Source organism: Clostridia bacterium, assembly GCA_014360065.1.
GTDB lineage: Bacteria > Bacillota > DSM-521 > Neomoorellales > JACIYF01 > JACIYF01.
In genome coordinates this window covers 12528-37708 of record JACIYF010000015.1, presented here as the reverse complement: position 1 = coordinate 37708, position 25181 = coordinate 12528, and the positions used below count along the sequence as shown (strand labels likewise).

20 protein-coding genes and 4 tRNA genes are annotated in these 25181 nt (G+C 55.6%); 20 read left to right on the top strand and 4 right to left on the bottom strand.

Features of this window, described 5'->3' with window-relative positions; genetic code table 11:
• The first annotated feature begins 28 nt into the window (after nt 1-28).
• The 8 genes from H5U02_04300 to H5U02_04265 all read left to right on the top strand — a co-directional run bounded on the left by H5U02_04300 (nt 29) and on the right by H5U02_04265 (nt 6661).
• Nucleotides 29-583 (top strand): hypothetical protein, encoded by a 555-nt coding sequence (locus tag H5U02_04300; protein ID MBC7341653.1) that lies wholly within the window; start codon nt 29-31, stop codon nt 581-583.
• 15 nt (nt 584-598) lie between these two features.
• Nucleotides 599-1093, top strand: a complete 495-nt coding sequence (locus H5U02_04295) for a hypothetical protein (protein MBC7341652.1) — start codon at nt 599-601, stop codon at nt 1091-1093.
• Nucleotides 1094-1130: 37 nt separating this feature from the next.
• The gene (locus H5U02_04290) at nt 1131-1961 is read left to right on the top strand and encodes a CRISPR-associated RAMP protein (protein ID MBC7341651.1); all 831 of its coding nucleotides are present in this window, start codon (nt 1131-1133) and stop codon (nt 1959-1961) included.
• The gene (locus tag H5U02_04285; protein MBC7341650.1) at nt 1954-2859 is read left to right on the top strand and encodes a CRISPR-associated RAMP protein; all 906 of its coding nucleotides are present in this window, start codon (nt 1954-1956) and stop codon (nt 2857-2859) included. Before H5U02_04290 ends, H5U02_04285 begins: the two co-directional genes overlap by 8 nt.
• 16 nt (nt 2860-2875) lie before the next feature.
• Nucleotides 2876-3433, top strand: coding sequence for a hypothetical protein (locus H5U02_04280; protein MBC7341649.1), 558 nt, complete (start codon nt 2876-2878; stop codon nt 3431-3433).
• Entirely contained in the window at nt 3408-4493 is a 1086-nt protein-coding gene (locus H5U02_04275; GenBank protein MBC7341648.1) for a hypothetical protein, read from the top strand. Before H5U02_04280 ends, H5U02_04275 begins: the two co-directional genes overlap by 26 nt.
• A gap of 6 nt (nt 4494-4499) precedes the next feature.
• The gene (gene cas6, locus H5U02_04270; protein ID MBC7341647.1) at nt 4500-5303 is read left to right on the top strand and encodes a CRISPR-associated endoribonuclease Cas6; all 804 of its coding nucleotides are present in this window, start codon (nt 4500-4502) and stop codon (nt 5301-5303) included.
• Between the two features lie 236 nt (nt 5304-5539).
• Nucleotides 5540-6661 (top strand): bile acid:sodium symporter family protein, encoded by a 1122-nt coding sequence (locus tag H5U02_04265; protein MBC7341646.1) that lies wholly within the window; start codon nt 5540-5542, stop codon nt 6659-6661.
• A gap of 174 nt (nt 6662-6835) precedes the next feature.
• On the opposite strand, the gene H5U02_04260 is transcribed toward H5U02_04265, so the two are convergent.
• Nucleotides 6836-7330, bottom strand: a complete 495-nt coding sequence (locus H5U02_04260; protein MBC7341645.1) for a response regulator transcription factor — start codon at nt 7328-7330, stop codon at nt 6836-6838.
• A 930-nt stretch (nt 7331-8260) separates the two neighbouring features.
• Here H5U02_04260 and pepF point away from each other — a divergent pair.
• Complete coding sequence (gene pepF / locus H5U02_04255) at nt 8261-10129, top strand: oligoendopeptidase F (GenBank protein ID MBC7341644.1); 1869 nt, start codon at nt 8261-8263, stop codon at nt 10127-10129.
• A gap of 212 nt (nt 10130-10341) precedes the next feature.
• A complete protein-coding gene (locus H5U02_04250) occupies nt 10342-11772 on the top strand; it encodes a CZB domain-containing protein (GenBank protein ID MBC7341643.1) in 1431 nt (476 codons plus the stop codon).
• Nucleotides 11773-11851: 79 nt separating this feature from the next.
• Here H5U02_04250 and H5U02_04245 read toward each other — a convergent pair whose 3' ends face one another.
• Nucleotides 11852-12307, bottom strand: a complete 456-nt coding sequence (locus H5U02_04245; GenBank protein ID MBC7341642.1) for a ferritin-like domain-containing protein — start codon at nt 12305-12307, stop codon at nt 11852-11854.
• Between the two features lie 284 nt (nt 12308-12591).
• On the opposite strand from H5U02_04245, the gene sfsA reads away from it, so the two are divergent.
• The gene (gene sfsA / locus H5U02_04240; protein ID MBC7341641.1) at nt 12592-13398 is read left to right on the top strand and encodes a DNA/RNA nuclease SfsA; all 807 of its coding nucleotides are present in this window, start codon (nt 12592-12594) and stop codon (nt 13396-13398) included.
• A 161-nt stretch (nt 13399-13559) separates the two neighbouring features.
• Nucleotides 13560-15041 (top strand): RtcB family protein, encoded by a 1482-nt coding sequence (locus H5U02_04235; GenBank protein MBC7341640.1) that lies wholly within the window; start codon nt 13560-13562, stop codon nt 15039-15041.
• Nucleotides 15042-15049: 8 nt separating this feature from the next.
• On the opposite strand, the gene H5U02_04230 is transcribed toward H5U02_04235, so the two are convergent.
• Complete coding sequence (locus H5U02_04230) at nt 15050-15772, bottom strand: YkgJ family cysteine cluster protein (protein ID MBC7341639.1); 723 nt, start codon at nt 15770-15772, stop codon at nt 15050-15052.
• A 577-nt stretch (nt 15773-16349) separates the two neighbouring features.
• Here H5U02_04230 and H5U02_04225 point away from each other — a divergent pair.
• Nucleotides 16350-16437 (top strand) — tRNA-Ser (locus H5U02_04225).
• A gap of 126 nt (nt 16438-16563) precedes the next feature.
• Here H5U02_04225 and H5U02_04220 read toward each other — a convergent pair.
• Nucleotides 16564-17010, bottom strand: a complete 447-nt coding sequence (locus H5U02_04220; protein ID MBC7341638.1) for a protease complex subunit PrcB family protein — start codon at nt 17008-17010, stop codon at nt 16564-16566.
• 565 nt (nt 17011-17575) lie between these two features.
• Between H5U02_04220 and H5U02_04215 the strand changes: the two genes are divergently transcribed.
• The 7 genes from H5U02_04215 (at nt 17576) to H5U02_04185 (ending at nt 24702) form a co-directional block, all read left to right on the top strand.
• Nucleotides 17576-19858 carry a hypothetical protein gene (locus tag H5U02_04215; protein MBC7341637.1) on the top strand — a complete coding sequence of 761 codons (2283 nt, stop codon included), beginning with the start codon at nt 17576-17578 and terminating at the stop codon, nt 19856-19858.
• Entirely contained in the window at nt 19836-20888 is a 1053-nt protein-coding gene (locus H5U02_04210) for a 2-hydroxyglutaryl-CoA dehydratase (GenBank protein MBC7341636.1), read from the top strand. Before H5U02_04215 ends, H5U02_04210 begins: the two co-directional genes overlap by 23 nt.
• Nucleotides 20889-20916: 28 nt before the next feature.
• Nucleotides 20917-21666: a FadR family transcriptional regulator gene (locus tag H5U02_04205; GenBank protein ID MBC7341635.1), complete on the top strand. Its 750-nt coding sequence runs from the start codon at nt 20917-20919 to the stop codon at nt 21664-21666.
• 141 nt (nt 21667-21807) lie between these two features.
• Nucleotides 21808-21899, top strand: a tRNA-Ser gene (locus H5U02_04200).
• A 6-nt stretch (nt 21900-21905) separates the two neighbouring features.
• A tRNA-Arg gene (locus H5U02_04195) sits at nt 21906-21982 on the top strand.
• A gap of 105 nt (nt 21983-22087) precedes the next feature.
• Nucleotides 22088-22162, top strand: a tRNA-Arg gene (locus H5U02_04190).
• A gap of 713 nt (nt 22163-22875) precedes the next feature.
• Complete coding sequence (locus H5U02_04185; protein MBC7341634.1) at nt 22876-24702, top strand: sigma 54-interacting transcriptional regulator; 1827 nt, start codon at nt 22876-22878, stop codon at nt 24700-24702.
• The last annotated feature ends 479 nt before the right edge of the window (nt 24703-25181 follow it).

Here is a 25181-nt window from a genome sequence, read left to right as displayed (position 1 = left end):
TGATGCTTTTCATTGGGAGGTGGAGTGATTGGAGGCCGTATGGAAAGAAAAGCTGGAGGAGTCCGCCTACCGGATGGGTCTAGCCAAAGCAGTTAAGGAGTGCCGGGATGAGATGCTTCCCCGGGCCCGAGAGATGGCTGCCTATGCTGTCCAAGCTTTGTCCGAAAGCAACAAATCGCAGCTTATGAAGTTGGAGCGGCAGGCCATCAGCACCATGGCGATAACCGATATTTACGACTACATAAAGCTCCGGGTGGGCAGGAGCGAATCTGGCAAAAAGTGGCGTCACTTGGATTTTGGCCGTAAGCTGCTTCTAGAACTAGAAGGTCTTGAGGCCAAGGCTGAAGCCAAGGCTAAGGAGCTGGTCGACCTTAATCCTTTGACCCGAGACCTGTCGGCGGTCAAGCGGGAGATGCACCTTTTGCTTGCCCGGGAATTTATTGGCCAGATGGTATCCAATTATCTTTACTTTTTGGTAGAGCCTAAGGCTGCTCCTAAATTGGATATGGGCGAGGAGCGTTCCCGGTCCAACCAGCTTCACCAGCGCCATGACAATTCGCCCTCGCGCTCGCGGCGGCGCTAATGGAGGGGTGGCAACTTGAGTAGCCAATCGATATCCTTGTTGGAGATCGATGCCAACCTTTACCAGGAAGCAGTCCAGCTTGTGCACCAGTTACGGCAACAGTTTAAGCAAGTGGGAGTTAGCAAAAGCCAGCTGGGGGGCTTGATTCAAGCTGCCGATTGGGCGCAAGAGCCCGAGGACATAGGCAAGTATATACGCCACAAAAAGGAGCTGGCCATCCGCCGCAGTCAGGACGAAGAGGCTCGGACCGGTCACCAGAGGGCTGCCCAAGGTCAAAGCGAGCGGTCTAGCCCGGAAGCGGGGGCGGCGGAATTCTGGACCCAGGTCGAAGCTCGCCTGCAGAAGATGAGGCAAGAAGGAAAGGAGCTGGCTGAAATAAGTAGGGAAGGGAACGTAGCTGGCTTTGGGCCAGCCGGGTCTTCAGCGGGCGAAGTGCAGCTATGGCTCTACCGCCGCTATCTTCAGCATCTGGTAGCCGAGTATCTGGCGACCACGAGCTCAGGGCGTTAGGGTCACTGGGGAGCAGATTGCCAAGGAGGCGAGAGTATTGGAAGCAGGGCTGAGAGAGCGCTATGTTTTCAAGGGAGTGCTGGTTACCACCACCGGGCTCCATGTGGGCGGTGGCCGGGACTTAAACTATACCGACTCGCCGGTGATAAAAACCATGAGCGGAGAGCCCTTTATTCCCGGATCTTCGATCAAAGGAGCTTTTCGCTCCACGGTGGAGCGCATAGCCGTTACCTTGGGCCTGAGAAGCTGTCAAATCTGGGGAGAGCTGGACAACCAATGCCCAACAGCAAACGAGCGTACAGCTACGATTTATCGAGAGAAGCAAAAAAATCAAGCGCCCGAAAAAGAACTGGCCGACTTTCTACAGCAGCACTTATGCGATACCTGTAAGCTTTTTGGCTCGCCTTTTTCCCGCTCAAAAATCCTTTTCGAAGACGCTCCCATGCTTAATCCCGAGCTAGGAGAGGTGGAAGTGAGGGATGGGGTAGGCATTGACCGCGATAGCGGCAGAGCCGCCACCAACATCAAATTTGATTACGAGGTAGTGCCTTCCCTGAGCCGCTTCGATTTTCGAGCTACCTTGGAAAATCCCACTTCCAAAGATCTGTTCCTGGTGGCCGTGGGATTGAGGGAAATGGTGAGCGGGTACATGCGGCTGGGCGGCCTTAGCTCCAGGGGCCTGGGCGGTATCTCCTTGCAGCTGGAGTCGGTTAAGGCAGTAGATTTCACCAAGGCAGATGAGCTAATTGCCTACTTACGAACTGGGAAGATGCGGGAACTAGATCCAGAATCGTTTCTTAGCCAACAAATCAGTTTCTTGGATATGCTTACTAGTGGCCAACAGGAGGTGGCAAGGGAGCATGTTTAGGCAAGCCGTCAACCAATGTCGCGTAGCCGTAGCTATTGAACCGCAAGGGCCGGTGTTAATTAAATCGGGAGCGGCCAGCGTGACCGGCCCGGATGATGCTTTTGTGACCACCAAGTATGGCGCCGGGCCTACCGGCCAACCCCAAGTATTCATGCCCGGTTCTTCTCTCAAGGGGGTATTCCGGAGCCACGCCGAGCGGATAGCTCGTACCTTAAATCCAGCCTTGGCCTGCGACCCTTTTAGCCAGACTTCCTGTGGTAGAAGGCTGCAAAGCGACGCTCCTCCCCAGGCTTATCGAGATTCCTGTCCTATCTGTAGGCTGTTTGGTTCTAGTGCCATGCGCGGGCGCCTGGCTATCAGGGATGCCTATTTGCGACCAGGAACGCCGGCCCCTACCCCTGAGACTCGGGATGGAGTGGGCATAGACCGGGTTACTGGCGGCAGCTCCCGGGGAGCTAAGTTCGATTTTCAAGTCATCACCTCCGGTATTTTTGATACTGAAATCGTGGTGGATAATTTCGAAACCTGGCAGCTCGGGCTATTGGCCTATTTGCTGCGGGATTTGGCTGATGGCATAGTCCAGATTGGAAGCGGCAAGTCCCGGGGGTTAGGCTGGGTGACTGGGCGGGTAACATCGCTTGAAATCCACTACTTTGGTACCCCGGCTGGCTGGTCGCCACCCGAGCTACAGAAGCTCTGGGGCATCGGTGCTTTCGCCCAAGGGGCCGAGAGGTATGGCCTAGACTCCGATGATTGGGTGGAACTTTCCTCGCCGTTGACCATGGAGCGCCGCGGCATTCGGTGGGTGGGGCGGATTGCCGATGCAGAAGGGTTGTATCGTTTTTGGGATAGCTTGGGTCCGGCCTGGGACGGCTATGTGGCTCGCAAGTCTGCTTAAGTGAGGTGCGCCGGCTATGCTCTACGTGCAGGCAGGGGATCTGGCTCTGAATGACTTTTTGGAATTAGCTCGTACCCACATTTCCCGAGCAACTTTGGTTTTAGCAGAGGCAGCCGACAAAATCGCTCTGGTGCGGGGCAAGGACTGGCCAGCTGGTGATTGGACCTGGGAAGGGGATGAGGGTAAGTTTCCCTGGAAGCTGGGCAGGGTGATTGAGCCAGGGCTAAACCTAATTTGGCGAGAGCTGGATCAGGGGGTCTTCCGAGTGGTTGCTTTGGCTCAGGCAGAGGAGGGGATCCAGGACCTGAGAACCAAGCTGGGTCGCTCCTTGGCAGTTCGAGAGGACCAAGGTTATGTTTGCCGGCAGTGCTCCTACTACTTGTGGAGCAGCCAGGAAGCCCGCATTCCCCGCAGCCTGGAATATCCAGTCGATGGAGTCGAGATGCCCAGCCAGGGCCAGGACCTGGTACTTAAGGTAAGCGAGTACCGGCGCAAAGGCCAGCCCTACCCTGATTTCATTTATTGGCATGGATTGGGAGGGGAACCTGATGGCGATTGCCATGAACCCGTATAACTTCGTACGCCTGGATTTAAGCCGCCCGCCCCAGCGCGATGGCCGTAGGATCAAGAATGAAGGCCTAAACTGGATATTTGGTCTATGGGGCAGCACAGATTGCCGCCTGGAGACGCTGACGCCATTGTTTATCGGGAGTAATATTACCCGGGAAGATAAAGACCACAAGTATATGGATTATTTATTGCGAAATGGAAAGCCCTTTATCCCGGGCACATCGCTTAAAGGGGCCATCCGTTCGATAGCGGAAGCGGCAGCCAATTCCTGCCTGGCTGTGGCTACCGAAAACAGTCGGAATCCTGCCAACGACATTTTGAGCAAAATCCCAGCTGAATTTCGGCCTTGCCATGACAGGGGTGCCCTCTGCATTACTTGCCGCATGTTCGGGGCAGGCAGGAAAGCTATGCTCACCGGTAAGGTGAGCTTTGGCGACGGCCTCCCGGTTAAGGTAGAAGACGGGGGCTGGGTTACTTTGCCTCCCCTTATGGTTCCCAAACCCCGCCATGCCGTGTGGTATTTCCCTAACCAGCAAGTGGCAGGAAGGAAGTTTTACTATCACCAGCCTGGTGTCAGGCTGGCTTCAGCGGAAAAAAGCCCCCTTAACAAGACTGTGCACCTGATCGGCCCCGGATCGATCTTTGAGTTTAGGGTCAAGTTCTGGGGGCTAGACCAAGAGGAGCTGGGACTGCTCTTTTATGCTCTGTTCCTGGAACCTGGACTTAAGCATAAGCTGGGAATGGGGAAGCCGCTTGGGCTTGGTAGCGTTTCTATCAGCCCGGTAGCGGCCCACCTATGCGAGATGCATCGCCGTTACACCTCGTGGTCTAAAGGGGTGCTAACCGCCAATCGCCTCGAGGGCGAGGCCTTGAGCGAGTATATTGCCAAGCTTACCGAGCCTTGGCGCGAGAGCCAGGCTATTAACCTGCAGGATGTGCGCCAAATACTTTGTTTTGACCCGTCGAGAAAGGTTTCCTTTGCCTATCCGTCGAGAGAATGGTTTAGGGGTCACGGCCAGGTTTCCCTGGCGGATCTGGTCAAGCAAAGTGGGCTGGGTAGGTGAAAAGTTTTGCGAGTGCGCATACATTTAGAGCTGGTAAAACATGTTGGCCCCAAGCCCTATCTACCTTTTGAGTATCAATACTATTTGACTGCGCTGGTTTACCGGCTTTTGGCCCAGTCCTCTACAGACTATGCTACTTATCTTCACGATCGGGGCTATGAGAGCGGAGAGAAGCAGTTTCGCCTCTTCACCTTTTCTCAGCTGGAAATTAGAAAGCGGAAAGTGACCAGTCGAGGCATCGAGTTTCTAGGTGCTGAAGCCAGCTGGCAGGTTTCCTCGCCGGTCAGGGACTTTGTCAAGTACCTGGCCGATGGGTTGCTGGATCAAGAGACTATTCAAGTGGGGCAGCTTACTTTTGCGGTGACTGGAGCGGAAATTGTTTCTCCGCCTAGCTTTGCCTCGCCTATGCGCTTTATCTGCCTGTCCCCGATCACGGTGAGCCGGGCGGCTCCAGAGCTGGGGCGGCCAGCTTACTATTTGCGCTACCAAGATCCTGAGTTTTCGCATCGCCTCAGGGAGAATCTCCTCCGTAAATACCTTGCGTTAAGTCCGGACTTGCCGGAAGATACGAGTTTCGAGTTTGCCTTTGACAATGGCTATATAGAGCGCCACCAGGGCAAAATCAGCCGACTGGTAACCTATCGGGATCAAAGGATCCTTGGCTACATGGCTCCCTTTTCATTGAGCGGAAATCCCGAGCTGATTCGTTTTGCCTACGAGTGTGGCCTGGGCGAAAAGAATTCCTTTGGCTTTGGGATGATCGCTGCCGGCCATAGCGCAGATGGCAACTCTAGCGTTTCTTGCCCCTAAGAGGGACCGATAGGGACATCTAGTAATTTTAGTTCCCTGATTGGCAAGCTATCTGCTGTAGGCTTGCTCTACGAGTATTTTTCTCCTGCAGCAAAAGCTCGCGGCTGGGGTGTTGTCCTTGGTTGCTGGTGGTGCTAGTATAAAAGGAAAGTCAAATCCCAAGTTGGACGGCGTCTCGCAGAAGGTACTCCTTATGCGCCGTACTTGCACTGTATCTTTGAAAGGTCGTGCTCATCGTGGTAGCAACAAATCCAGCACCTGTTTTCAGGCTTTGGGGTCGGCTGAGCGAGGTTGGACTCAAGGTCAATCATGTCCTAGAGCGGACTTTGTTCGTAGGAGTGCTCTCGGCTTTAGCCATCGGCTTTTTTGGCCATGGTCACCTCAACCAGTATTCCTTTTTAATTACACCTCTTTTTGCTTATTTGACCTTCATGACCTCCATTGGTACTAGGATTAGCGACTTTCGAGAGTTGGTCCACCGGCCCTTTCCCATTTTCTACGCTTTACTACTACTGCATATAGTCATGCCTGTCCTGGCCTTTATCATTGGGCACGCAGTCTTTCCGGGGGCAGGAATGGAGCCCTACCGGATTGGCCTAGTCCTGACCATGGCAGTTCCCATCGGGGTAACCACGGTTATCTGGACCCAGATGATGGATGGGGATCTGCCCTTGGCCTTGGCCATTGTGGTCTTGGATACTCTAATCAGCCCCTTGATTGTTCCGGCCACGGTCCGTACCTTTTTCGGTACCCAGATCGAGTATTCCTTCTCCAGCATTGTGGTCGGCTTAGTGGAAATGATAGTTCTGCCCACCTTGGCCGGCATTGCCGTTTGCGAGTTCAGCCATGGCAAGGCCCAAAGCTACCTGCGCCCGGTAGCCGGGCCTACTTCCAAGCTGGGCTTATACTTGGTGATTGCCATTAACGCTGCCAAAATTGCTCCTTTGCTATCGCCCCAGGTACCCTATGCTCGGCTGCTGGTGATCATCTTCTTTATGTGCGCCTTGAGTTATGCGGTGGGCTACGAGAGCTCCCGGCTGGTCTCGGGCGGCAATAGGGCCATGCGAGTTACCTTGACCTACAATGTGGGCATGCGCAATCTCTGTGCCGGGACGGTCATTGCCACCGGATACTTTCCGCCCTTGGTTGGGCTGACGGTGATCCTGGGGATGCTCTATCAGCAACCCTTGGCTTCTTTGCTTGCTATGCTTTTCCGTCGGGGCCAGGGAAAGGGCTTGAAGGAGGCTCGAGGTCGGGCTGGGTATGAGGGTGGAGGGACCAGCGCCGCCAGCGCTACCAAGGCGACCAGTACCGGGAGCGCCACTGGTACCCCTAGAACAGCAGAGCGCAGCTGCTGATGAGCTAGGCTGCATTCAGGGTAAAGGACAGGACCAGGGAAAGAAAAAACAAGGGAAGAGAAAAGAAAGAAGCCGTACGCAACTACGGCTCAAATTTGGACTGAGCTTTGACCTAAATGTTTCCGCGTTTGGTGCAGAACGTTGGGCTCGGTTGTTATTCCTAGGCACCTGTCTTTAAGCACCGGCTACTTGTGGCCAACCTGCCCCGCCGGCTATGGGGGTGTCGATCTGGGCTGGAGCACCACTAGGAGTGGCCGGCACGGATGGCTTAGAAGTCTCTTCCAGCAGTTGATCTAGCCTGGCGACAAAGCTAGCCATCTCCAAAGGCTTGGTAAAGTAATCCTCGCTCTCCAGTTGGAGCCCCTCCAACCTGGTGATGCCAGTACAGCCGTGGCGCCGGGGCCTTTGGTCTATGACGATCACTGGTATTTCGGCAGTGACTGGGTCAGACTTGAGCATCCGGACAGCGGCGGCAGCCTGGGTATGGTCGCTCATGTCCCCGAGGACGATAACATGGGGCTTAATTCTTTTAGCGGCCTCCACCACGCTAGCCGCGTCAACTTTGCCCATCAGTGCTACGCGGTTTCCGGATGCTTCGACGCGAGCAATTATTTGCTCCGCCGAGGTTCGATCACCTTCGGCCAGAAGGACCTTTTTGCTGGCGACCATTTTGGCAGCCTCCTTTCTGGACTGGTGAACCTGCTAAGGCCGTGGAAAACCAAAGTTCATGAACCAGCCAGCTTCTTCGTCTAGGAACACCCATTTGGGCCAGCAACCAGTGTCGCCAACCATCCTAGCCTCAACTACGTTTGCCCATGCACCTTCGCCTAAGAAGTAACCGACCATCCTTTTCACCCCCCTAGGAACTAGTTTCTTCCGGCCCGGCTATCGATTTTCCCCACCGCCCTGCGCTCAGCTTTGGTTCAGTAGGATTTGCCAAGTCCCGGCAATTTAGCGTAGGTGAGTTTTCCGGCTACGTCCCGAGCTGAGTGCTGAGTTGCTTGGTTTTCTCATCATCTGGTTAGGTGGTTTGGCCGACTACCGTGCTGCCTGTAAAACTGGTTGGCCATGTTGTAGTTCGTTTGGACTAGTTCTATTGGTTGCAATAACTATTTGGACTATTTCTATTTGCCTAGTTCTTCTGTGATTGTGATTTCATTCACATTTTCCATGGTCATCGTATTTCCCTAGGGAGAGGTTGTCAAGGGGAAATAGAGATGTTGTTGAAGTAAGTGTTTTCTTGAAATGGCTGGTCATTCCAATTTTCAGTACAATCCCTGGCTAACAGGGCGGGTTAGATCAGGCACTCGGCAACCGTGGGAGCGATGTCTACCCAAGTCGGCGTTCACCCGGCATTAGGTCATGCGGTGAACACGGGTATGGGTGGGGATGGATCGTCTAGAAAAGCTGGCTACGGCGGGGAAGGGAAAGATGGAGCGGCCCCGTATAGCCGGCAGGGCTAGTTAAGGCAAAAATAGTTGTCGATACAGGAGATGTGCGGGCGAATAACGAATAGGATGAGGTAATTGCTGCCATGGAAGCAAGCGCCCAGACCGGGAATGATAATTATGGTGAAGGTAAGCAGATGGAGGTTAGAGCATGGCCAAGAACCGAAAAGCTGGCTCACCAACGCAAACTGAGCTTCCCGACCGCCGCAGAATACCGAAAAAGTACCGCTGGCGTTTGGAGGACCTGTATTCTACCGCCGGGGCATGGGAGCGGGATTTCAAGAAAGCCGAGAAGCTGATCCAGGAATTCCCTCGCCTGCAAGGTAAAATTAAGGAGTCAGCCGCTGGCCTGAAAGAGGTGCTTAAAAGCCGCGACCAACTGGATCAGCTGCTGGAGCGGCTCTACGTCTACGCCCACTTGCAGTTAGACCAGGATACCACTAACTCCAAAAGCCAGGCTTTGTCCCAGCGTATCATTAGCTTGGCCACGGAAGCCAGCACAGCCCAATCATTCTTGGTTCCGGAATTGGTAAGCCTGGAGCCGGAGCGGCTAGAACAGTATTTCCAAGACGAGCCGGAGCTTGAACTTTACCGCCATGATATCCAGGAGACGGTTCGCCTCCGGGAACACATCCTGCCGCCGGAGCAAGAGAAGCTGCTTGCAGGCATGGGGGAAATAGCCGCTGGTCCGGGCCAGGTCTTCCGTATGCTCAACGACGCCGACCTCAAGCTCCCCCGCATTCACGACCAGGAGGGTCGGGAGGTGCAGCTGACCAAAGGCAACTACCAGCAATTCATCCGCCGCCGGGAGCGAAAGGTGCGCGAGGAGGCTTTTAAAGCCCTGCACCAAGCTTATTCCGATCAGATTAACACCCTGTCCACTTTATATGCCACCAGCGTCAAGAAAGATATCTATTTTGCCCGGGTGCGACATTACCCTTCGGTGCTGGCGGCGGCCTTGGATGGGGACAATATTCCTCTAGAAGTCTATGACCGGCTGGTAGAGGTAGTGCGGAAAAACCTACCTCTTTTGCACCGTTACCTAGAGCTGCGCCGGCGGATGCTGGATCTGCCCGTGCTTGCCCCCTACGATCTTTATGTGCCGTTGGTTGAACCTCCGGAGGAGAAATACACCTATGAGGAGGCCTGCGAGATTGTGGCCCGCGGACTTACCCCTTTGGGCGATGATTACGTGGAGGAGCTTAGGCGGGGGATGACCGGGGGTTGGGTGGATGTTATGGAGACCCGTGGCAAGGCTTCGGGAGCTTACTCCACCGGCGCTTATCCGGTACATCCCTACGTGCTGCTCAATTTTCAGGGGGACCTAGACAGCGTCTTTACTTTAGCCCACGAGATGGGTCATGCCATGCATACCTTTTACTCCTTTGCCCACCAGCCCTATGTCTATTCTGGGTACAGCATTTTTGTAGCTGAGGTGGCGTCCACGGTCAACGAGTCCCTCTTGATGCAGCATCTTTTGGCCCAAACCAAGGAAGAGATGCAGGCCCAGGGAGATAAAACCAGCCAGCTTCGGCACCGGCGCCTGTACCTCTTGAACCATTACTTGGAGGAGTTTCGGGCCACGGTATTTCGGCAGACCATGTTTGCCGAATTTGAGCGCCTAGCTCACCAAGAGGCGGAACGCGGGGGAGCGCTTACCGTGGACTGGCTGAAACAAACCTATCACCAGCTCAACGCTGATTACTTTGGCCCCCAGGTACAAATCGATCCTTTGCTAGATGTGGAATGGGCTCGCATACCCCACTTCTACAGCGCCTTCTATGTTTACAAGTACGCCACCGGCTTCTCGGCCGCTACCGCCCTTTGCCAGCAAATATTGAAGGAAGGGGATCCGGCCCGAGAAAGGTATCTCAAGTTCCTCAGCCTGGGAAGCTCCAACACCCCGATTGAGCTCCTAAAAGTGGCCGGCGTGGACATGACTAGGCCGGAACCAGTACAGGAGGCCCTGGACTTCTTCGGGCAAATATTGCAGGAGATGGAGGAGCTAGTCCAGAAGTAGGCGGCCAGCTACAAGGCCAGAGACGATTATTGAAAAATAACTGCAGTTTTACTTGTATCTTATTAGTAATCATTGTACAATAAGAATTACCAGGACGGTACCAATGGTGCCAGACGGTGGGTGCTTGCCGTTTTTAAGGAACCGAAGCCAAAAGCTAAAAAGCGACAGGCAACCACAGGCAAACACCGATCATCGCCCAAGGAGGAGAGCTCATGGCCATCGGGTGGGGGAAAAAGGGGAGAAACGAGCCCGAATCCGAATACCAAGGCACTTGCAGTTGGGACCAGGTGCAGGCTTTGGTGGAGCCGCCACTGGAACAGCTGGGAGCCTATAACTTGGTGGGGGCGGAGGAGATGCTTCTCGAAGGAAGAATGCCATCCTTTCTGTCCCGAATTATCGGCCGGGTGGTTTCAGCGGTAAATGATTTGATGCTAAAGGTGTTTCACCACGTTTCCCAGGTGGTGGGATTGGCGGCGGAGATGAACATCCAAACCCATGCCATGGTCAACGGTGTTGCCGACCAATCCTACCAGCTGACTCAAGTGGCCGCCACGGTGGAGGAGATGGCGGCATCAGCCCAACAGATCGCCAGCATGGCCCAGACTACCAAGGAAGAGCTAGCCCGAGTGGGAGAGCGTTCTGCCGCCAATCAGCAGGCTATCGCTGAGGCCCTGAACAATATGCGGGGTATCAACCAATCCCTGGACCACCTCCGCCAGGAGGTGGAGATGACCACTTCCCACTGCAGCCAGATCTCCGAGGTGCTGAAGACTATCCAGACTATTTCCGACCAGGTAGGGCTACTGGCCTTAAACGCCAAGATTGAAGCCGCCCGGGCTGGCGAATACGGCAAGGGCTTCGGAGTGGTGGCTAGCGAGGTGGGGCGCCTGGCCGCTTTCACTAAGGATGCGGTTAAGGACATCGCTCCCAAAATTCAAGCCTTACACGCCAACAACGCCCGGGTGGCCGAGCTCACCCGGGAGGCCGCCGGCCAAGCTGCTCGAGGGGCGTCCCTGGCTGAGGAAGCCAGTCGGCTTCTAGAAGCCATGGTGGCCGATGTCCAGAGCGCTGAAGGTCGGGTGGAGGAAGTGGCAGTAGCTGCCAGCCAGCAGTCGGCTGCTACCCAGGAAATGGCCGTGACCGTGCAGACCATTGCTGACGTCACCGAAGAGCTCAAAGATAGGGCTGAGGCGGCCGGTCGGCGGGTGGCCGAGACTGCCCAAACGGCCCAGGAACTGCGCCAGCTTTTTGATACGGTGCAAATGAGGCTTGCCGACGCCGATGTGCTGGAGCTGGCCAAGACCGATCATCTTCTCTGGAAACAAAAGATGCACAACCTGATCAACGGCCGGGAGCAATTCTCGGCGGAGAGCGTCGCCTCCGACCGGGAGTGCCGCTTGGGCAAGTGGTATTACGGTCCGGCCAAAGAAGGTTTAAGGAATCTGCCGGCTTACCGGGCTATGGAGGAGCCCCACCGGCGCATCCATGAGCTGGGAAAGGAGATCGTTTTGGCCTACCAAGGCAAGGATTTGAACCGGGCCCGTAAGCTTCTTGCGGAAATGGAGGCTACCTCGGAAACGCTTTTAGGGCTGCTAACTGACCTTGGGCAGCAGGTGGCCAAGGTGAAGGCGATGGCGGTCTAGCCGGGGAAAAACCTGGGCCGCCTGGCCGGCCACCGGGCCGGCCAGGCGGCAGCATCCTCCCCCAGCTTTTGGCTGCATCTTAAGCCTCCATATCGATCAAGCCGGCTACCGCCAAAAGCTCGGCAAAGAACTCGGCATGGATAACCTCATCGCGCATAATGTCCCGCACTCGGGCGGCAATGGCATAATCGGGGGCGAGCAGGGACAGGTTAGCATAAGTCATGATGGCCTCCACCTCGTCCTGGTAGGCGCGCCGGACGCCTTTAAAGAATTGGGGTATGGAGGTGGCGGCAGGCTGTCCTTCCAGCACTTCCTCCCAAGGGTCAATTTGCCGCTTGAGCATCTGGCTGAATAGCGCATAATGGTGATGTTCGTCCATGCGAATATCGCGGATGCGGTCGGCAATGGCCCGGTTGGGGGCGTAGCGCCAGAGTTCCCCGTAGAATTCATAGGCCTTGCGCTCATCCATGAGCGCCTTGCGCACACCTTCGATGAAGGATGATTCTGACCCAGGATAGCCAAAGTAGGTTGTCATCGGCTGCTTTCCTCCCTTGTGGTTCTGGGTAAGCACTGCCTATTCATCCTATGGTTAAGCCTTAGACGGGGTTACAGTTCCCGGGTGGCACAGCCATGCCAGATGTTGTTAGCGGGGCGCGTACCTTAGCCCGAGCCCTAGTTGGCTAGCCGGGGAATACCGGAGCTTGCGCCAGCTGCTTCACCCGTTGCGGGAGGCAGGGCGGAGCTCTAGGGGGGGTCGCGCCCAGCACTCAGTTCGGGGTCATGGGCAAAGGGTTGATTTATCTTTGGAGGAGGCTTGACATGCAGGGCCCACCGCCCCCCAGCCTAAGCTGGGGGCAGAAACTATTGCCAGCATTTTTCCTTACGCGCCTAAACCGATTTCTTACCTTGGTCAGGTTGCAGGAGCCTATGGCTCCTGTTAGTAGCAGTTGGCCTGTAAGGTCCAGAAGGCCTGGCCCGGTAGTCGAGGCCCACCTTGGCGACCCGGGGCGGCTGAAGGAGATATTGGTTCCGGGCCGCCCGGTATTCGTCAAGATGACCAAGGTGGGAAGGGGCGGACCAAAGGGGCCAGCCCGCAAGACCGCCTTTAGCTTAGTTATGGCTGATGTGGACGGAGTCCTAGTGTCCCTCGATTCTCAGGCCCCCAACCGGTTGGTACGGAAAGCTCTGGAGATGGGCTATTTTCCTGAGCTTGCCAGCTATTCCCAGGTATGGCCCGAGACCCAATCGGGGCACAGCCGGCTTGATTTTCGGTTGACGGGAGCTCCAGGCGCTCCTGACTTTTTTCTGGAAGTAAAGTCGGTTACTTTAGTGCAGGGCGGGCGGGCCCTTTTTCCTGATGCTCCTACCGTAAGGGGTGCCCGCCACATGGAGGCGCTATCCTTAGCTTGCCAGCAGGGCCTGAGGGCAGCAGTAATGTTCATCATCCAAAGGGCCGACGCGGATGAGTTTTCTCCCCATGACCAGATGGACCCCGCCTTTGGTTGGGCCTTGCGGCAGGCCAATGCCAGCGGGGTCAAGATCTGGGCCTATGGCTGTCAGGTGACCCCTAGCTCCATCAGCCTTTTGCACCCGATCCCAGTTAAGCTGGATTATCAGCCTGATTAAACCTCGGCGGGGCATGGTGAGCTAAGCGTTTGTCAGGTTTGTCAGCTACGCCCTTCCCTGTTAAAATAAGGTAGAAACATGACCTTGAGGATGCAGTAGCCCTGAAGCAGCAAAAAGCAGCAGTGACCCGGCGGCAGTTGGTGGGTGTGAGGGTTGGTGAGATGAGCAAGCGAGAATTGAGGCTAGAGCCCTGGGGGCGCAATCGTTATCGGCTGATAGGAAGGGGCGAGGAGCGGGTAGCGGCTGTAGTCTACCTGGCCCCGGTCCTCTTTCAGCAGCTGGTGGAAGAAGAAGCTTTGAAGCAGCTAGCCGATGCGGCTAGCCTCCCTGGGGTGGTGGAGCCGGTAATCGGGCTTCCCGACATTCACACAGGCTTTGGTTTGCCTATCGGCGGGGTAATGGCCACCGATTGGGAAACCGGGGTGGTTTCAGCTGGAGCGGTAGGCATGGACATCAATTGCGGGGTCCGCTTGCTCCGGACCAATCTTAAGGCGGACGAACTCAGCCGCAGCCAGCTTCGTCAGCTTTTGATTGCCATTGAGAAAAGGATCCCTGCCGGGGTGGGCAAGAAGAGCAAGCAACCGGAGCTGCGCCACCCGGACCTGGAAGCGGTGGCAGGCCTGGGGGCGCGCTACTTCATTGAGCAAGGCTATGGTTATGGGGAGGATGGGGAAGCCATCGAGGCGGGAGGTTGCCTGCCCGGGGCCGATTTAGGGGCAGTGAGCCGGGCCGCCATCGACCGGGCCGACCAATTGGCCACCATCGGCGGCGGTAACCACTTTATTGAGCTAGGCCGGGTGGAACGGGTGTACCCGACGGTTCCTAGTCCTGGCGGCGAGGCAGCAGGGCGCCCAGATCCGGCGGAACTAATAGGGCTTCAGGAGGGCCATCTGACCGTCCTCATCCATACTGGCAGCCGAGGATTCGGACACCAGATCTGTACCGATTATTCCTCCCTGATGGCTCAGGCTTCGGAAAAATATGGCATCAAGGCTCCTACCAAAGGCTTAGCTTGTGCTCCTATTGATTCTCCTGAGGGCCGCAAGTACCTTGCCGCCATGGCCTGTGCCGCTAATTTTGCTTTTGCCAACCGCCAGCTGATTGCTCATGGGGTGCGGGAGGCTTTTGGTGAGGTTTTGGGCTTGCCGCTTTCGGAAATCGGCTTGGAGCTGGTTTATGACGTAGCCCATAATATCGCTAAGGTGGAGGAGCACCGGGGCCGAAAATTGTTGGTGCACCGCAAGGGGGCCACCCGGGCTTTACCCCCCGGCCATGGCGAAAACCCGAAGCGCTACCTGGCGACGGGGCACCCGGCCATCATTCCCGGAAGCATGGGTACCGCCTCCTACGTGGTACTGGGCACTCCGGCTATTGGCGAGACTTTCAACTCGGTGAATCATGGAGCCGGGCGGGTAATGTCCCGCAAACAAGCTAGGAGCACGGTATCAGAGGGGGAGCTAGTGGCTTCCCTAGGGCCAGTCCTGGTCAACGCTCGCAACCTCAAGACTCTGGCCGACGAGGCTCCTGGTGCCTACAAGGACATCGATGCCGTAGTGAATACCTTGGTGGAGTGTGGCCTTACTCGGCCGGTAGCCCGGCTGGTGCCCTTAGCGGTCATTAAGGGCGAGGGCGACGAAGCCTAGGGTCGGCTTCAAGGCCCCAGCAATTTTTCCCATAGCCGGGGCGAGCAAATCTCTTTGAGCCGCACCTCCTGGTAATCGGTTCGGCCGCTAAAGGGTGTGGGCGGCCAGTCCTCCTCCCGAGGGCGGGGGTTGTATCCCTCATGGAATTCTGGCTCCCTGCCGGTAGCGGCAGCCTCGGCCAGCCACTGCCGTACTAGCTCATCCTCGCCCTGATTGACGATCACTTCCCGCAGGCGCCGGGCCCGCCTGGTTTGGGGGCAGCAGATAAAAGTCTGGCACACTAAGGGCCTGGCTCTATAGACTTGGCAGGTTTGTGTCTCCGGGTTGAGGAATACACAGCGCCGGTCTGGATGGGCCGATGCCCCTTGAGCCTGCTTTTCCCAGGCCAGGCTAATATCTACAGCTCTTCCCTGCACCCAGATGTAGCCATAGCGGCGCAGGAACAAGCCTAAGCTGGGGGAGGAGGTAGCTTGGATAAGTTTTAGGGCATCTATATAGGTGAGAGGCACCCTTTCCCGGCAGCAGCGGTCGCAACCCCGGCAATAAAGCCTTTGGTCAGACGGGATCTGGCCCTGGCCAGGAGGTGGCAAAAGGCGCCGGCGGGTAAGCGGAAGCGTCTCGATAGCCAGGTTAAGCGCGGTCAAGTAGTCCTGTACGGTGGCCTGAGGGTTGGTGACCACCACATCGTAACCGCGGAGCGGCTCCCTCTTGGGACCATGGGTTTGACCTATGGTTATTAACTTTATGCTCACGCCATCGCCAACTACTGCCCTATCAACTGTCACGACCTATCCTTCCTATCGTTCCTACCCGTCTATCCCGTATTACCCTAATCCTGGCCTAACCTAGCGTAAACATTAGACATGGTCAAGCTAGCTCCTGCTTCCCCCTAGTCAATCGGTTATCTGGTTGATAAAATTAGTTGGAGCAAATCACAGAGTCCAGACTTCTGAATGAGTCGCTGGCAAGCCCATTTGGAGCCGGCGCCAGTGCCCCGGCATGGGGAACGTTTCAAAAGCACCTTTAGACTTGGTGAGGGATGTTATATGGATTGCAGTTTGGAGAAGAACCAGGCTAGCTGTACCTGCACCTACGAGCCTTGTCCGCGTAAGGGAAAATGCTGTGAGTGCGTAACTTATCACCGGCGCCACGGGGAGCTGCCGGGATGCTTCTTCCCGCCTGAAGTGGAAAGAACTTATGATCGCTCTATTGCCCGCTTTGTGCGTGTCCACTCCAAATAGGCCGGCTTTAGGCCTGGCATCGCCTCGATCTTTACTTGGCTTGGGAAGCGTGTTAATATGATGGCTTGGAGGGGTGTCCGAGCGGTTGAAGGAGGCGGTCTTGAAAACCGTTGAACCGCAAGGTTCCGTGGGTTCGAATCCCACCCCCTCCGCCAGATGGGAGCCAGGAGTTGCAAGGAATTGCGCTCCCCTCTGCCCCAAGCTGCGAAGCGAGCGACTTTTCTTGAGCGGCTGGCCAAACTTAGGGAGGCCGCAAGCGAGGCGGACCCGTTTATGCTTCCTCAGCTTCGGGAGAGGCCCTTCATAATTAATCCCCGCTCGGTTTTTTCGTACACTTCAATTTTTAGCCCATCCTTGGGAATCCGGATCAGCTGGTATGGGTAGGTGATGACCTGGGTAACCACATCGTGGGGACCAGGGACGTGAGTGGTTACCTCTATTATCCATGCATCCTGAGTGCGGCGGACCTTCTCGACCTTGATGCTGTAGCCCCCGGTGGGCCTTGCGCCCATGGTTACTAGCACTATCCGACAATTGGATTCCTCCCGGACGAATACCCCTTCTTGGCTTTTAAGCTTCTCCACCCAAGTCTCCAGATCTGGGGTGGGACTTGGGGTTCCGAAGCCGCAGGGTATGTCTCCGGTTAAGCCCAGCGCCATTAGGGAGCTTAGGCACACCAGGCCCAGCACCTTTCCCCAGGCCCTAATCCGCCTTGGCACTAGTTGCAAACCCAACCCACCTTCCGGGAATTTTGCTCTTTACTGGGTGGCCCGCTAATCGTTCGCTTGGAAAGCCTTCACGGAACCACTTAACGCTCCATCTCGGGCTCCGCCCAGCACTCACCCTGGCGCTGGCTATAAGGCCTGCTACCTAGCTTCCCGCCGGCTGAGTGCTGGGTGGCGGAGGCATCATGGGTCAATCACCGTTGATCGGGAGGCATTGTCGTGGTGCCAACCCGGGGCAGTTTAACGTCATGCCCAGGACTAAGTACTGCAGCCCTTCTCGCAGTGGGCAACCGCCCGCAGCATCCAACGCCTTCTCAGCATCATCTCACCCCCCACCTTGCAATTCAGCTACCTAACTCCATTATGCGACGGCTACAAAACTTATGCAACTCCCAATCAGCTCTCCGGCTTAACTTGGTCAAGCTTGACAAAAACTAGCATAAGAATATGATTGAAATGGCATCCATTATATGCCTTAACCAGCAAAAAGGTTACAATTATGGGTGATAATATTTATAGAGGTTCCTGGTCTAGGTGTACTCTCCCGTTCTGACGGAGCGTGATTGATATGGGCTACCGGGTTGGTATCCCTAGGGCGTTGGCCTATTATTACGTTTATCCCTTCATGAAAGGTTTCCTGGAGAGCCTGGGGGTAGAGGTGGTACTCTCGCCGCCTTCCGGCCCTCGGACTTTGGATGATATGCGCTATTGCCCCACCGATGAGCCTTGCGTATCAGTGAAGCTTCTGTTTGCCCATGCCAAAGCGGTGCTGGAGAAGGGTGTGGATTTCCTCTTTCTGCCTGTGCTATCCAGCCTTGAGCCTGACAATTATTGCTGCCCCAAGCTGATTGGTTGCCCGGCTATGATTAAGGAAGGATTGGACCTGCCTGAAAACATGATCTTGGCCCCGGAAATAAACGAAAAGGAAAAGCCTGGTATGTGGCGACAATCGTTTGTGGCTTGTGCCCAACGCCTGGGAGCCGCCAAACGTCAGGCCTGGAAGGCCTTGGAGAGGGGGCTTGAGCTCCAGAAGCAGTTTGAGGCTCTCACCCGCCAGGCCAAAATTACTACCGTGGAGGCCTTTCGCCGTTTAGATGGGCGCCCCCAGGCCCAGCCCCGGCGCTTTGACCGGGCGGCGGAATTTGACCCCAACCAGAGAATTGGCGTCATGGGGCACCCCTATTTGCTTTATGATCTGGTGGGACAGAACACGGTGGAGCGGCTCCGAGAGTACGGACAGGTAATAACCTTTGAGATGGTGCCCCTGGAGGCGGTGCACCAGGAACTGGCCACGGTCTTTGAGGGGCACAAGATGTGGACCTATGAGGCTCGCATTCTCGGAGCTTCTTACTATCTTTTGCGCCGTCACCTGGTAGATAAGCTTATCCTGGTGGGAGCTTTTGAGTGTGGCCCCGAGTCGGTGCTGGAAGCCTTTATCGAGCGGGAGGCGGAGCGCCAAGGGATTCCGTTTTTGTTGCTAACCCTAGATGAGCATACGGGGGAAGCGGGGGTGGTAACCCGCCTGGAAGCTTTTGTGGACACTACTGCCGGCCAAGCTAGGGCGGCAGCGCCGGAAGTTGAGGGTCGGGCTGGCGCTGCAGTAGTTGAACCCGACCCCAGGTCGGATGTCGGCAATCGCCCTGCCATTCATCATTTAGATCAGCTCGGCTCATCGACCTCTACACCTATACCGGGGCCTCGCCCTGCCGACCAAGATATAGTGATCGGCACCCCCTCTATGGGCTACTTGGATATTGCCCTAAGAGCCGTTTTTCAGGAGTGCGGGGTAAGAGCGGTGCGCACGCCCCCCATGACCCAACGCTCGGTAGAGCTGGGCAAAGAGATAGCGCCGGAGTTTATGTGTTACCCCTTGGTTACTACCGTAGGGCAGATGCGGGAGGCCCTGGAAAAAGGTGCCAATCTAATTCTGATGGTGGGGGGCAAGGGCCGCTGTCGGTTGGGGTGGTACGCCCAGGTGCAGCAGATATTGCTGCAGCGGCTAGGCTACCAGTTTGATCTGGCCATTATCGATTCACCAGTTCCCCTGAAAACTAATTGGAAGCCTTTCAAGGAGACCATTCGTTGGGTAACCCGGGGAGCGCCGTTGAAAAAGATCTTAGCGGGCTTGTACTTGGGTTACCACAAGATGGAGGCCTTGGATGCTGGGGAAGCTTGGGTCCGGGAAGCGCGGGCTTACGAGCGAAAAATTGGCAGCGCCGATCGCGCCTTTAAGCGCTTTTTGGCCAAGATGGATAAGGCAGCTAGCGTCAGGGAGGTTAAGCGCCTCCGGCAGGAATTGGCTGAAGAGCTGGGGTCGTTGGAGCGAGAGGATACCAATCCATTGCGAGTGCGCCTGGTAGGAGAAATTTATTGTCTGCTAGAACCCTTTGTCAACCAAAACATCGAGCGCCTGTTGGCATCTAGGGAATCGCCCCGGGTGCTGGTGGAACGGGAGCTCAGCGCTACTTCCTGGTTTGACCAGCATATTCTGGGGCGGAGGAGCTTAAAGCGGCGCCACGAGGAAGTGATCCGGGCGGCGGCCCCTTACCTTAATACCTCAGTTGGGGGGCACGGCCAAGAGAGCATAGGCCTCACGGTACTGGCCAAGCGGGACGGGGTGGATGGGGTGATTCACCTATTGCCCTTCACCTGTATGCCGGAGATTGTAGCCCAAAACGTTTTGGTTAAGCTATCGGAAGAAATCGATTTGCCGGTTTTGTCGCTGGTTATCAGCGAGCAGACCGGGGAGGCTGGCTTTATCACTCGCATCGAAGCCTTCTTGGAGGTTTTGGAGGAGCGGCGCTACGCCAGTCGAGGAGGAGAAAAAGGTGCCTTGCTTTTTGGGTATTGATGTAGGAAGCGTCACCAGCAAAGTTGTGGCCATCAATGAAAAAAAGGAAATGCTCTTTCACGCTTACTTGCGGACTTATGGCGGGCCTATGGAGGCCATCCAGAATGGGTTCCGGCAGCTGCGGGAGCAGGTTGGTCAATTGGATGTAGCGGCGGTGGGCACTACCGGCTCCGGGCGGCATTTGGCAGCGGTAATGGTGGGGGCGGACACGGTCAAAAACGAAATTACCGCCCACGCAGTGGCTGCTCGTGAGGTGGAGCCCCAGGTGCGCACTGTGATCGATATTGGGGGCCAGGATTCCAAGATCATTTTTATCAAGGACGGGGTTTCGCGGGGCTTCAACATGAATACAGTCTGCGCGGCCGGCACCGGTTCCTTCCTCGATCACCAGGCCCAGCGCCTCAATATCCCCATCGAGCAGTTTGGGGAGCTAGCCCTTAAGTCGAAGCACCCGGTGCGCATCGCCGGTCGGTGCGGAGTGTTTGCCGAGTCCGACCTCATCCATAAGCAGCAGATGGGTTATCGCAAGGAAGACTTGATTGCCGGTTTGTGCCTGGCCTTGGCGCGCAACTACCTTACCAACGTGGCTAGGGGCAAAGAGATCAAGCCCAAGGTATTGTTTCAAGGCGGGGTAGCGGCCAACGTTGGCATCCGTGCCGCCTTTGAAAAGCTCTTAGGTCTGGAAATCATTGTGCCTGAGCATTATGATGTCATGGGGGCGCTGGGGGCGGCTTTGCTAGCCCGGTCCCGGTGGATGAAGACCCACCAACCTACGCGGTTTCGGGGCCTGGATGCCATGGCCGACCTGGAATTTACTCCCCGGAGCTTCATTTGCGGCGATTGCGCTAACGACTGCGAGATCAATGAGCTTTACGTGGGCGGCGAACTGGCCAGCCGCTGGGGCAGCCGCTGTGGGAAATGGGAGAACTTAAAGGTATCCAGCGGCCAGCGGCGCGAACTTCGGGAAACGATAGTACTGGGAGACACCTGCCCTACGGCTTACCCTCGCGAGGCTGGGGCGGGGAAATAGTTAGCGACCCAAAGAGCAGGTGAGAACATTGGAACTCCGTCCCGTACGGACCAAGAAGATTTATGAGCATATCGTGGAGCAGATCACAGAACTGATTAGCCAAGGTAATCTCAAGCCCGGAGATCGCCTGCTGTCAGAACGGGAACTGGCCGACCGGCTGCAGGTGAGCCGCTCGTCGGTGCGCGAGGCGCTCACGGCGCTGGCAGCCATGGGCGTGGTGGACGTGCGCCCAGGGGAAGGGACCTTTGTCCGCCAGGTCAATGCCGAGGCCATAGCTGAGCCGCTGACGGTAGCCCTGCTGATGGACCGGGGAACCACTCTGGAACTGTTGGAGGTCCGAAAGATGGTGGAGGTAGAGGCGGCGGGCCTGGCCGCGGAAAGGGCGGACCAGGAGGACTTGGATAAGCTTTCCGCCATCATTTCCGATATGCGGACCGATCTTGACCAGGGAGTGCTGGGCGAAGAGGCCGACTTAGCCTTCCACCTCGCCTTGGCCGGAGCGGCTGGAAACTCCATCCTACAGCGATTGATCAGCGCGGTCTCCGATACCATGCAGCAGAGCTTACGCACCAGCCGCCAGGTGCTCTATACCACTCCTGGCCATGCCGAGGAGCTTTTTCGCCAGCATTACGCGATTTTAAAGGCGGTAGCGGCCAAAAAGCCCAAGGAGGCGCGAAAGGCCATGGCCGATCACTTGGCCTTTGTGGAGCGGGAATTGAAAAAGAAATGGCAGGAAGAAGAGAACGGTGATGATGCCCAAGCCCCGGGCGGTCGGTGAGGGCTGGGCAAAAAGGGTTTGCGTTAGCCTTAAGTTTTGGTTATAATAAAGTTGCGTCGGCAAGGCGTACCTGGTTGAACGTGGCTGTGTCTGACTCAGGTAAGCCTTGGCTAATCGACGTTAAGGCACCAGATAGCGTACGGAGAGATGGCCGAGTAGGTCTAAGGCGATCGCCTGCTAAGCGATTGTACGGGCTAAAACCTGTACCGTGGGTTCGAATCCCACTCTCTCCGCCGGAAGCGCCCGTAGCTCAATCGGATAGAGTAACTGACTACGAATCAGGAGGTTGGGGGTTCGATTCCCTCCGGGCGCGCCAGGAAAGCTGCAGGATCAAGCTGAACAGCCGGCAGCAAGGGCTGAGTAAGGGCTGAGAGTTGATCAGCAGCTAATCAACTTTTCCAGGGTGTGGTCTTAAGGTTTTGCGCCCGTAGCTCAGCACGGACAGAGCAGCGGTTTCCTAAACCGCGTGTCGGAGGTTCGAGTCCTCTCGGGCGCACCGCGAAAAACCAGACGCCGCAAGGATTTGCGGCGTTTGCTTTTTACGTAAGGTGTTCGCTGAAAAGGGCTTTTGGGAGCATCAACTCACCCTCCGACAGCTGGAGTGTCCTTTCCATCATTCCCGAAGGAAAAAGCGCAGAGCCGGTCACGGTCACCCGCTGCTTCGTCGGCGTCATGGAGGGCCGGCGAGGTTTCGGTCTCGGGCCGCTGGGCGGAGCACAGGCGGTACGGTCCCCAGATCGAGGCCGGGACCTGCGAGAAGCACATGCCTGCGACCCGAGGAGGAGGCCGCGTCTTTCCTTTCCGGATTCATCAAGGGTGGCCTAGGCAGATTTCGGGTCCACCGCGATGCGATCAAGTTTCATTATCGTATCCTCCTTCCCTGGCGTGGCCACCTACCCTGTCAGGGCCCGCCGGCATCAAAATTGTATCACAGCGAAGCTGCTGCCCATACGACTACTACGACTGGGGAGGTAGTGCCTATGGCAGCCAGAGCCAACTGCACGAACTGCCGCTACTACCTAGAATCCAGCGTGAGGGGTGGGAAGTACGTCCGAACTCGACTACTTTTGGGGAGAAAAGCCGGTGTGCAAATACCTCCGGGCCAGTGGCAGGGAGTTTCCGGACAGAACCATTCTTTACTTTTTATATCTTATAGCCTAGAATGGAATCGGGTGGAAGCATCAAATGAACGCTGGGGGGAGACAAGGTATGCTAACCAGTGCCCCGGAGAAGACAGTTTACCAGGCAGGCTATTCTATTGGCAGGCAGCTTCCTGTAGATGACCTGGAAGAAATACCGGATAAAATAAGCGCACTGGGAGTAGGAAACCTTAAATTGCAAAGTGTAAAAGGCGACAAAATCACCGTCAAATGGTACGAATGTTTCACCTGTTCTCACTTCCCGCCTGTGGGCCAGCCGTTATGCTATTTGGAAGGGGGCCTGCTAGCTGGGGCCCTCAACAAACTCCTTAGAAAAAGAATAGAGGTAGAAGAAACCAAATGCTGGGGGACAGGGGAACATTATTGCCAGATGGAAGCCACCATATCCCCTGTTTCTGGTCTTGATGAGCCCTATTCCTTCTTCCTCCCCGAAGAAACCAACAGATTGCTCATAGATCTCACCTTCCAGGCTGTGCAAGCAACCAGAAGCTACCGCCAGGCTACCCTTGGGTCCGCAACAGAGGCAGAAGAGCTCCCTTTAAGCATCTGGGAAGCCATCTTCCACGCAATTCCCCTGGGCCTGGTAATTGTCGATAACCAGGGGAGAGTGGTAGGGATAAATAAAGCCGGTACTCAAATACTGGGTATTACAGGTCAAAGGGCGCGAGGCCGCCTGCTAGAAGAGATATTCCCTTTAGCCAAATACTCTGAAATAATCCAGTCCGGCAAACCCCAGGTATGGGAATTCCAGAAAACCAATGGGAACACTATCATCGTCATAGGAACGCCTTTTTGGACCCCGGCTAAAATAGAGGGTGTGCTGTGCCAGTTTTTCTCCGACGAAAGCGAGCTTGTACGCCTTCTCCTGGAACAGCTTAAAAGACAAGAAGCCAGAGTTAGCCATAACCCTGAGAACTTAAAGCCTGCTGGGTTCCTCTTCAATTTCCGCCACATCCGGACCTTAAATCGCTATTTTAGGAACGTTTTAAGCCTGGCCCAAAAAGCGGCCTGGAGCAATGCCACTATACTCATCCAGGGCGAGAGCGGCACCGGAAAAGGGGTCTTGGCCCAGGCTATCCATGAAGAAAGCCCCCGCCGTAACGCGCCTTTAATAAAAGTAGACTTAGCAGCCATCCCCCCAGAACTTCTAGAATCCGAACTATTCGGTTACGAGGAAGGCGCCTTTACTGGCGCTAAAAAGGGCGGCAAACCTGGCAAGTTTGAACTGGCTGATGGAGGAACCATTTTTTTAGATGAAATCGGGGATATGCCTCTTAATATGCAAGCCAAGCTTTTAAGGGTATTGCAAGATAAAGAGATTGAACGGCTGGGGAGCATCCGCACTAGAAAAATAGATGTGCGAGTGATAGCAGCTACCAATAAGGACTTAGAAAAAATGGTGCGGGAAGGGCGTTTCCGGGAAGATCTTTTTTACCGCTTAAATGTGGTTAAGCTGGTGCTCCCACCCCTTAAAGAGCGGCTGGAAGACATACCTCTCCTGGCAGAGAGCATTTTACAAAGGCTAAGCAAAGAATATGGCAAAAAGTTATGGCTTACTCCGGCTGCTATGGAGTGCCTTTTAGGCTATTCTTGGCCGGGCAACGTCCGAGAGTTAGAAAATGTCCTGGAGAGGGCGGCCATCTTGGCTGAGGACCAGGAAATCCATCCCCATCACCTCGCCATAGGTTGTACAGGAAAAAATAAAGTGAGGGAGATTTCTCCACTTTATAAGGTACGGATAGAAGCCGAAAAGGAAGCCATCATCCAGGCTTTGGAAGCTTTTGGAGGAGAAAAAACACGGACCGCCAAAGCACTAGGCCTCTCCCGCCAGGCCCTTTATGCTAAAATGGTCAGCTATGGCCTGCTTAAAAAATAATGTCAACTCTTCTTAACGTGTAAACCCACACTGACATTGAAATAGTTAAGCCGCCTAGCCCTGGCGGCCTTTTTCTTTTGGCACGCTTTTTGCTGTAAGCCAAAAAGAGCTGTTTCGCTATTACATGTTTATTGAAAACTTGATTTATAACCTAATTTTACACCTTTTAACCTTTTAGCTGAACAGAGAAGGTGTTCATGTGAAGCTGGCCATTTCCGGGAAAGGTGGCGTCGGCAAAACCACCATCGCTGCCGGTTTAATCAAGCATTTTGCCTAGCAAGGTTACCAGGTATATGCCGTTGATGCCGATGCTGACAGTAGCCCGGGAATGGTCCTGGGGCTCTCCGAGGAAAGGCCGGTACCTAGCCTTCGCTGGCTACTGGAAGACCAGACAGGAGGCCTAGCTGTGATTGGGCAGCCGGAGCCAAAGTTTAAAAGCCTGCGGCGTTGCCGCATATTCTTCAAGCATATTCTTCAAG

Coding starts and splice junctions, on each gene's coding strand:
- H5U02_04285 (MBC7341650.1), top strand. CDS start 1,954: ATGTTTAGGCAAGCCGTCAACCAATGTCGCGTAGCCGTAGCTATTGAA.
- H5U02_04280 (MBC7341649.1), top strand. CDS start 2,876: ATGCTCTACGTGCAGGCAGGGGATCTGGCTCTGAATGACTTTTTGGAA.
- H5U02_04275 (MBC7341648.1), top strand. CDS start 3,408: ATGGCGATTGCCATGAACCCGTATAACTTCGTACGCCTGGATTTAAGC.
- H5U02_04260 (MBC7341645.1), bottom strand. CDS start 7,330: ATGGTCGCCAGCAAAAAGGTCCTTCTGGCCGAAGGTGATCGAACCTCG.
- pepF (MBC7341644.1), top strand. CDS start 8,261: ATGGCCAAGAACCGAAAAGCTGGCTCACCAACGCAAACTGAGCTTCCC.
- H5U02_04250 (MBC7341643.1), top strand. CDS start 10,342: ATGGCCATCGGGTGGGGGAAAAAGGGGAGAAACGAGCCCGAATCCGAA.
- H5U02_04245 (MBC7341642.1), bottom strand. CDS start 12,307: ATGACAACCTACTTTGGCTATCCTGGGTCAGAATCATCCTTCATCGAA.
- sfsA (MBC7341641.1), top strand. CDS start 12,592: ATGCAGGGCCCACCGCCCCCCAGCCTAAGCTGGGGGCAGAAACTATTG.
- H5U02_04235 (MBC7341640.1), top strand. CDS start 13,560: ATGAGCAAGCGAGAATTGAGGCTAGAGCCCTGGGGGCGCAATCGTTAT.
- H5U02_04215 (MBC7341637.1), top strand. CDS start 17,576: ATGGGCTACCGGGTTGGTATCCCTAGGGCGTTGGCCTATTATTACGTT.
- H5U02_04185 (MBC7341634.1), top strand. CDS start 22,876: ATGCTAACCAGTGCCCCGGAGAAGACAGTTTACCAGGCAGGCTATTCT.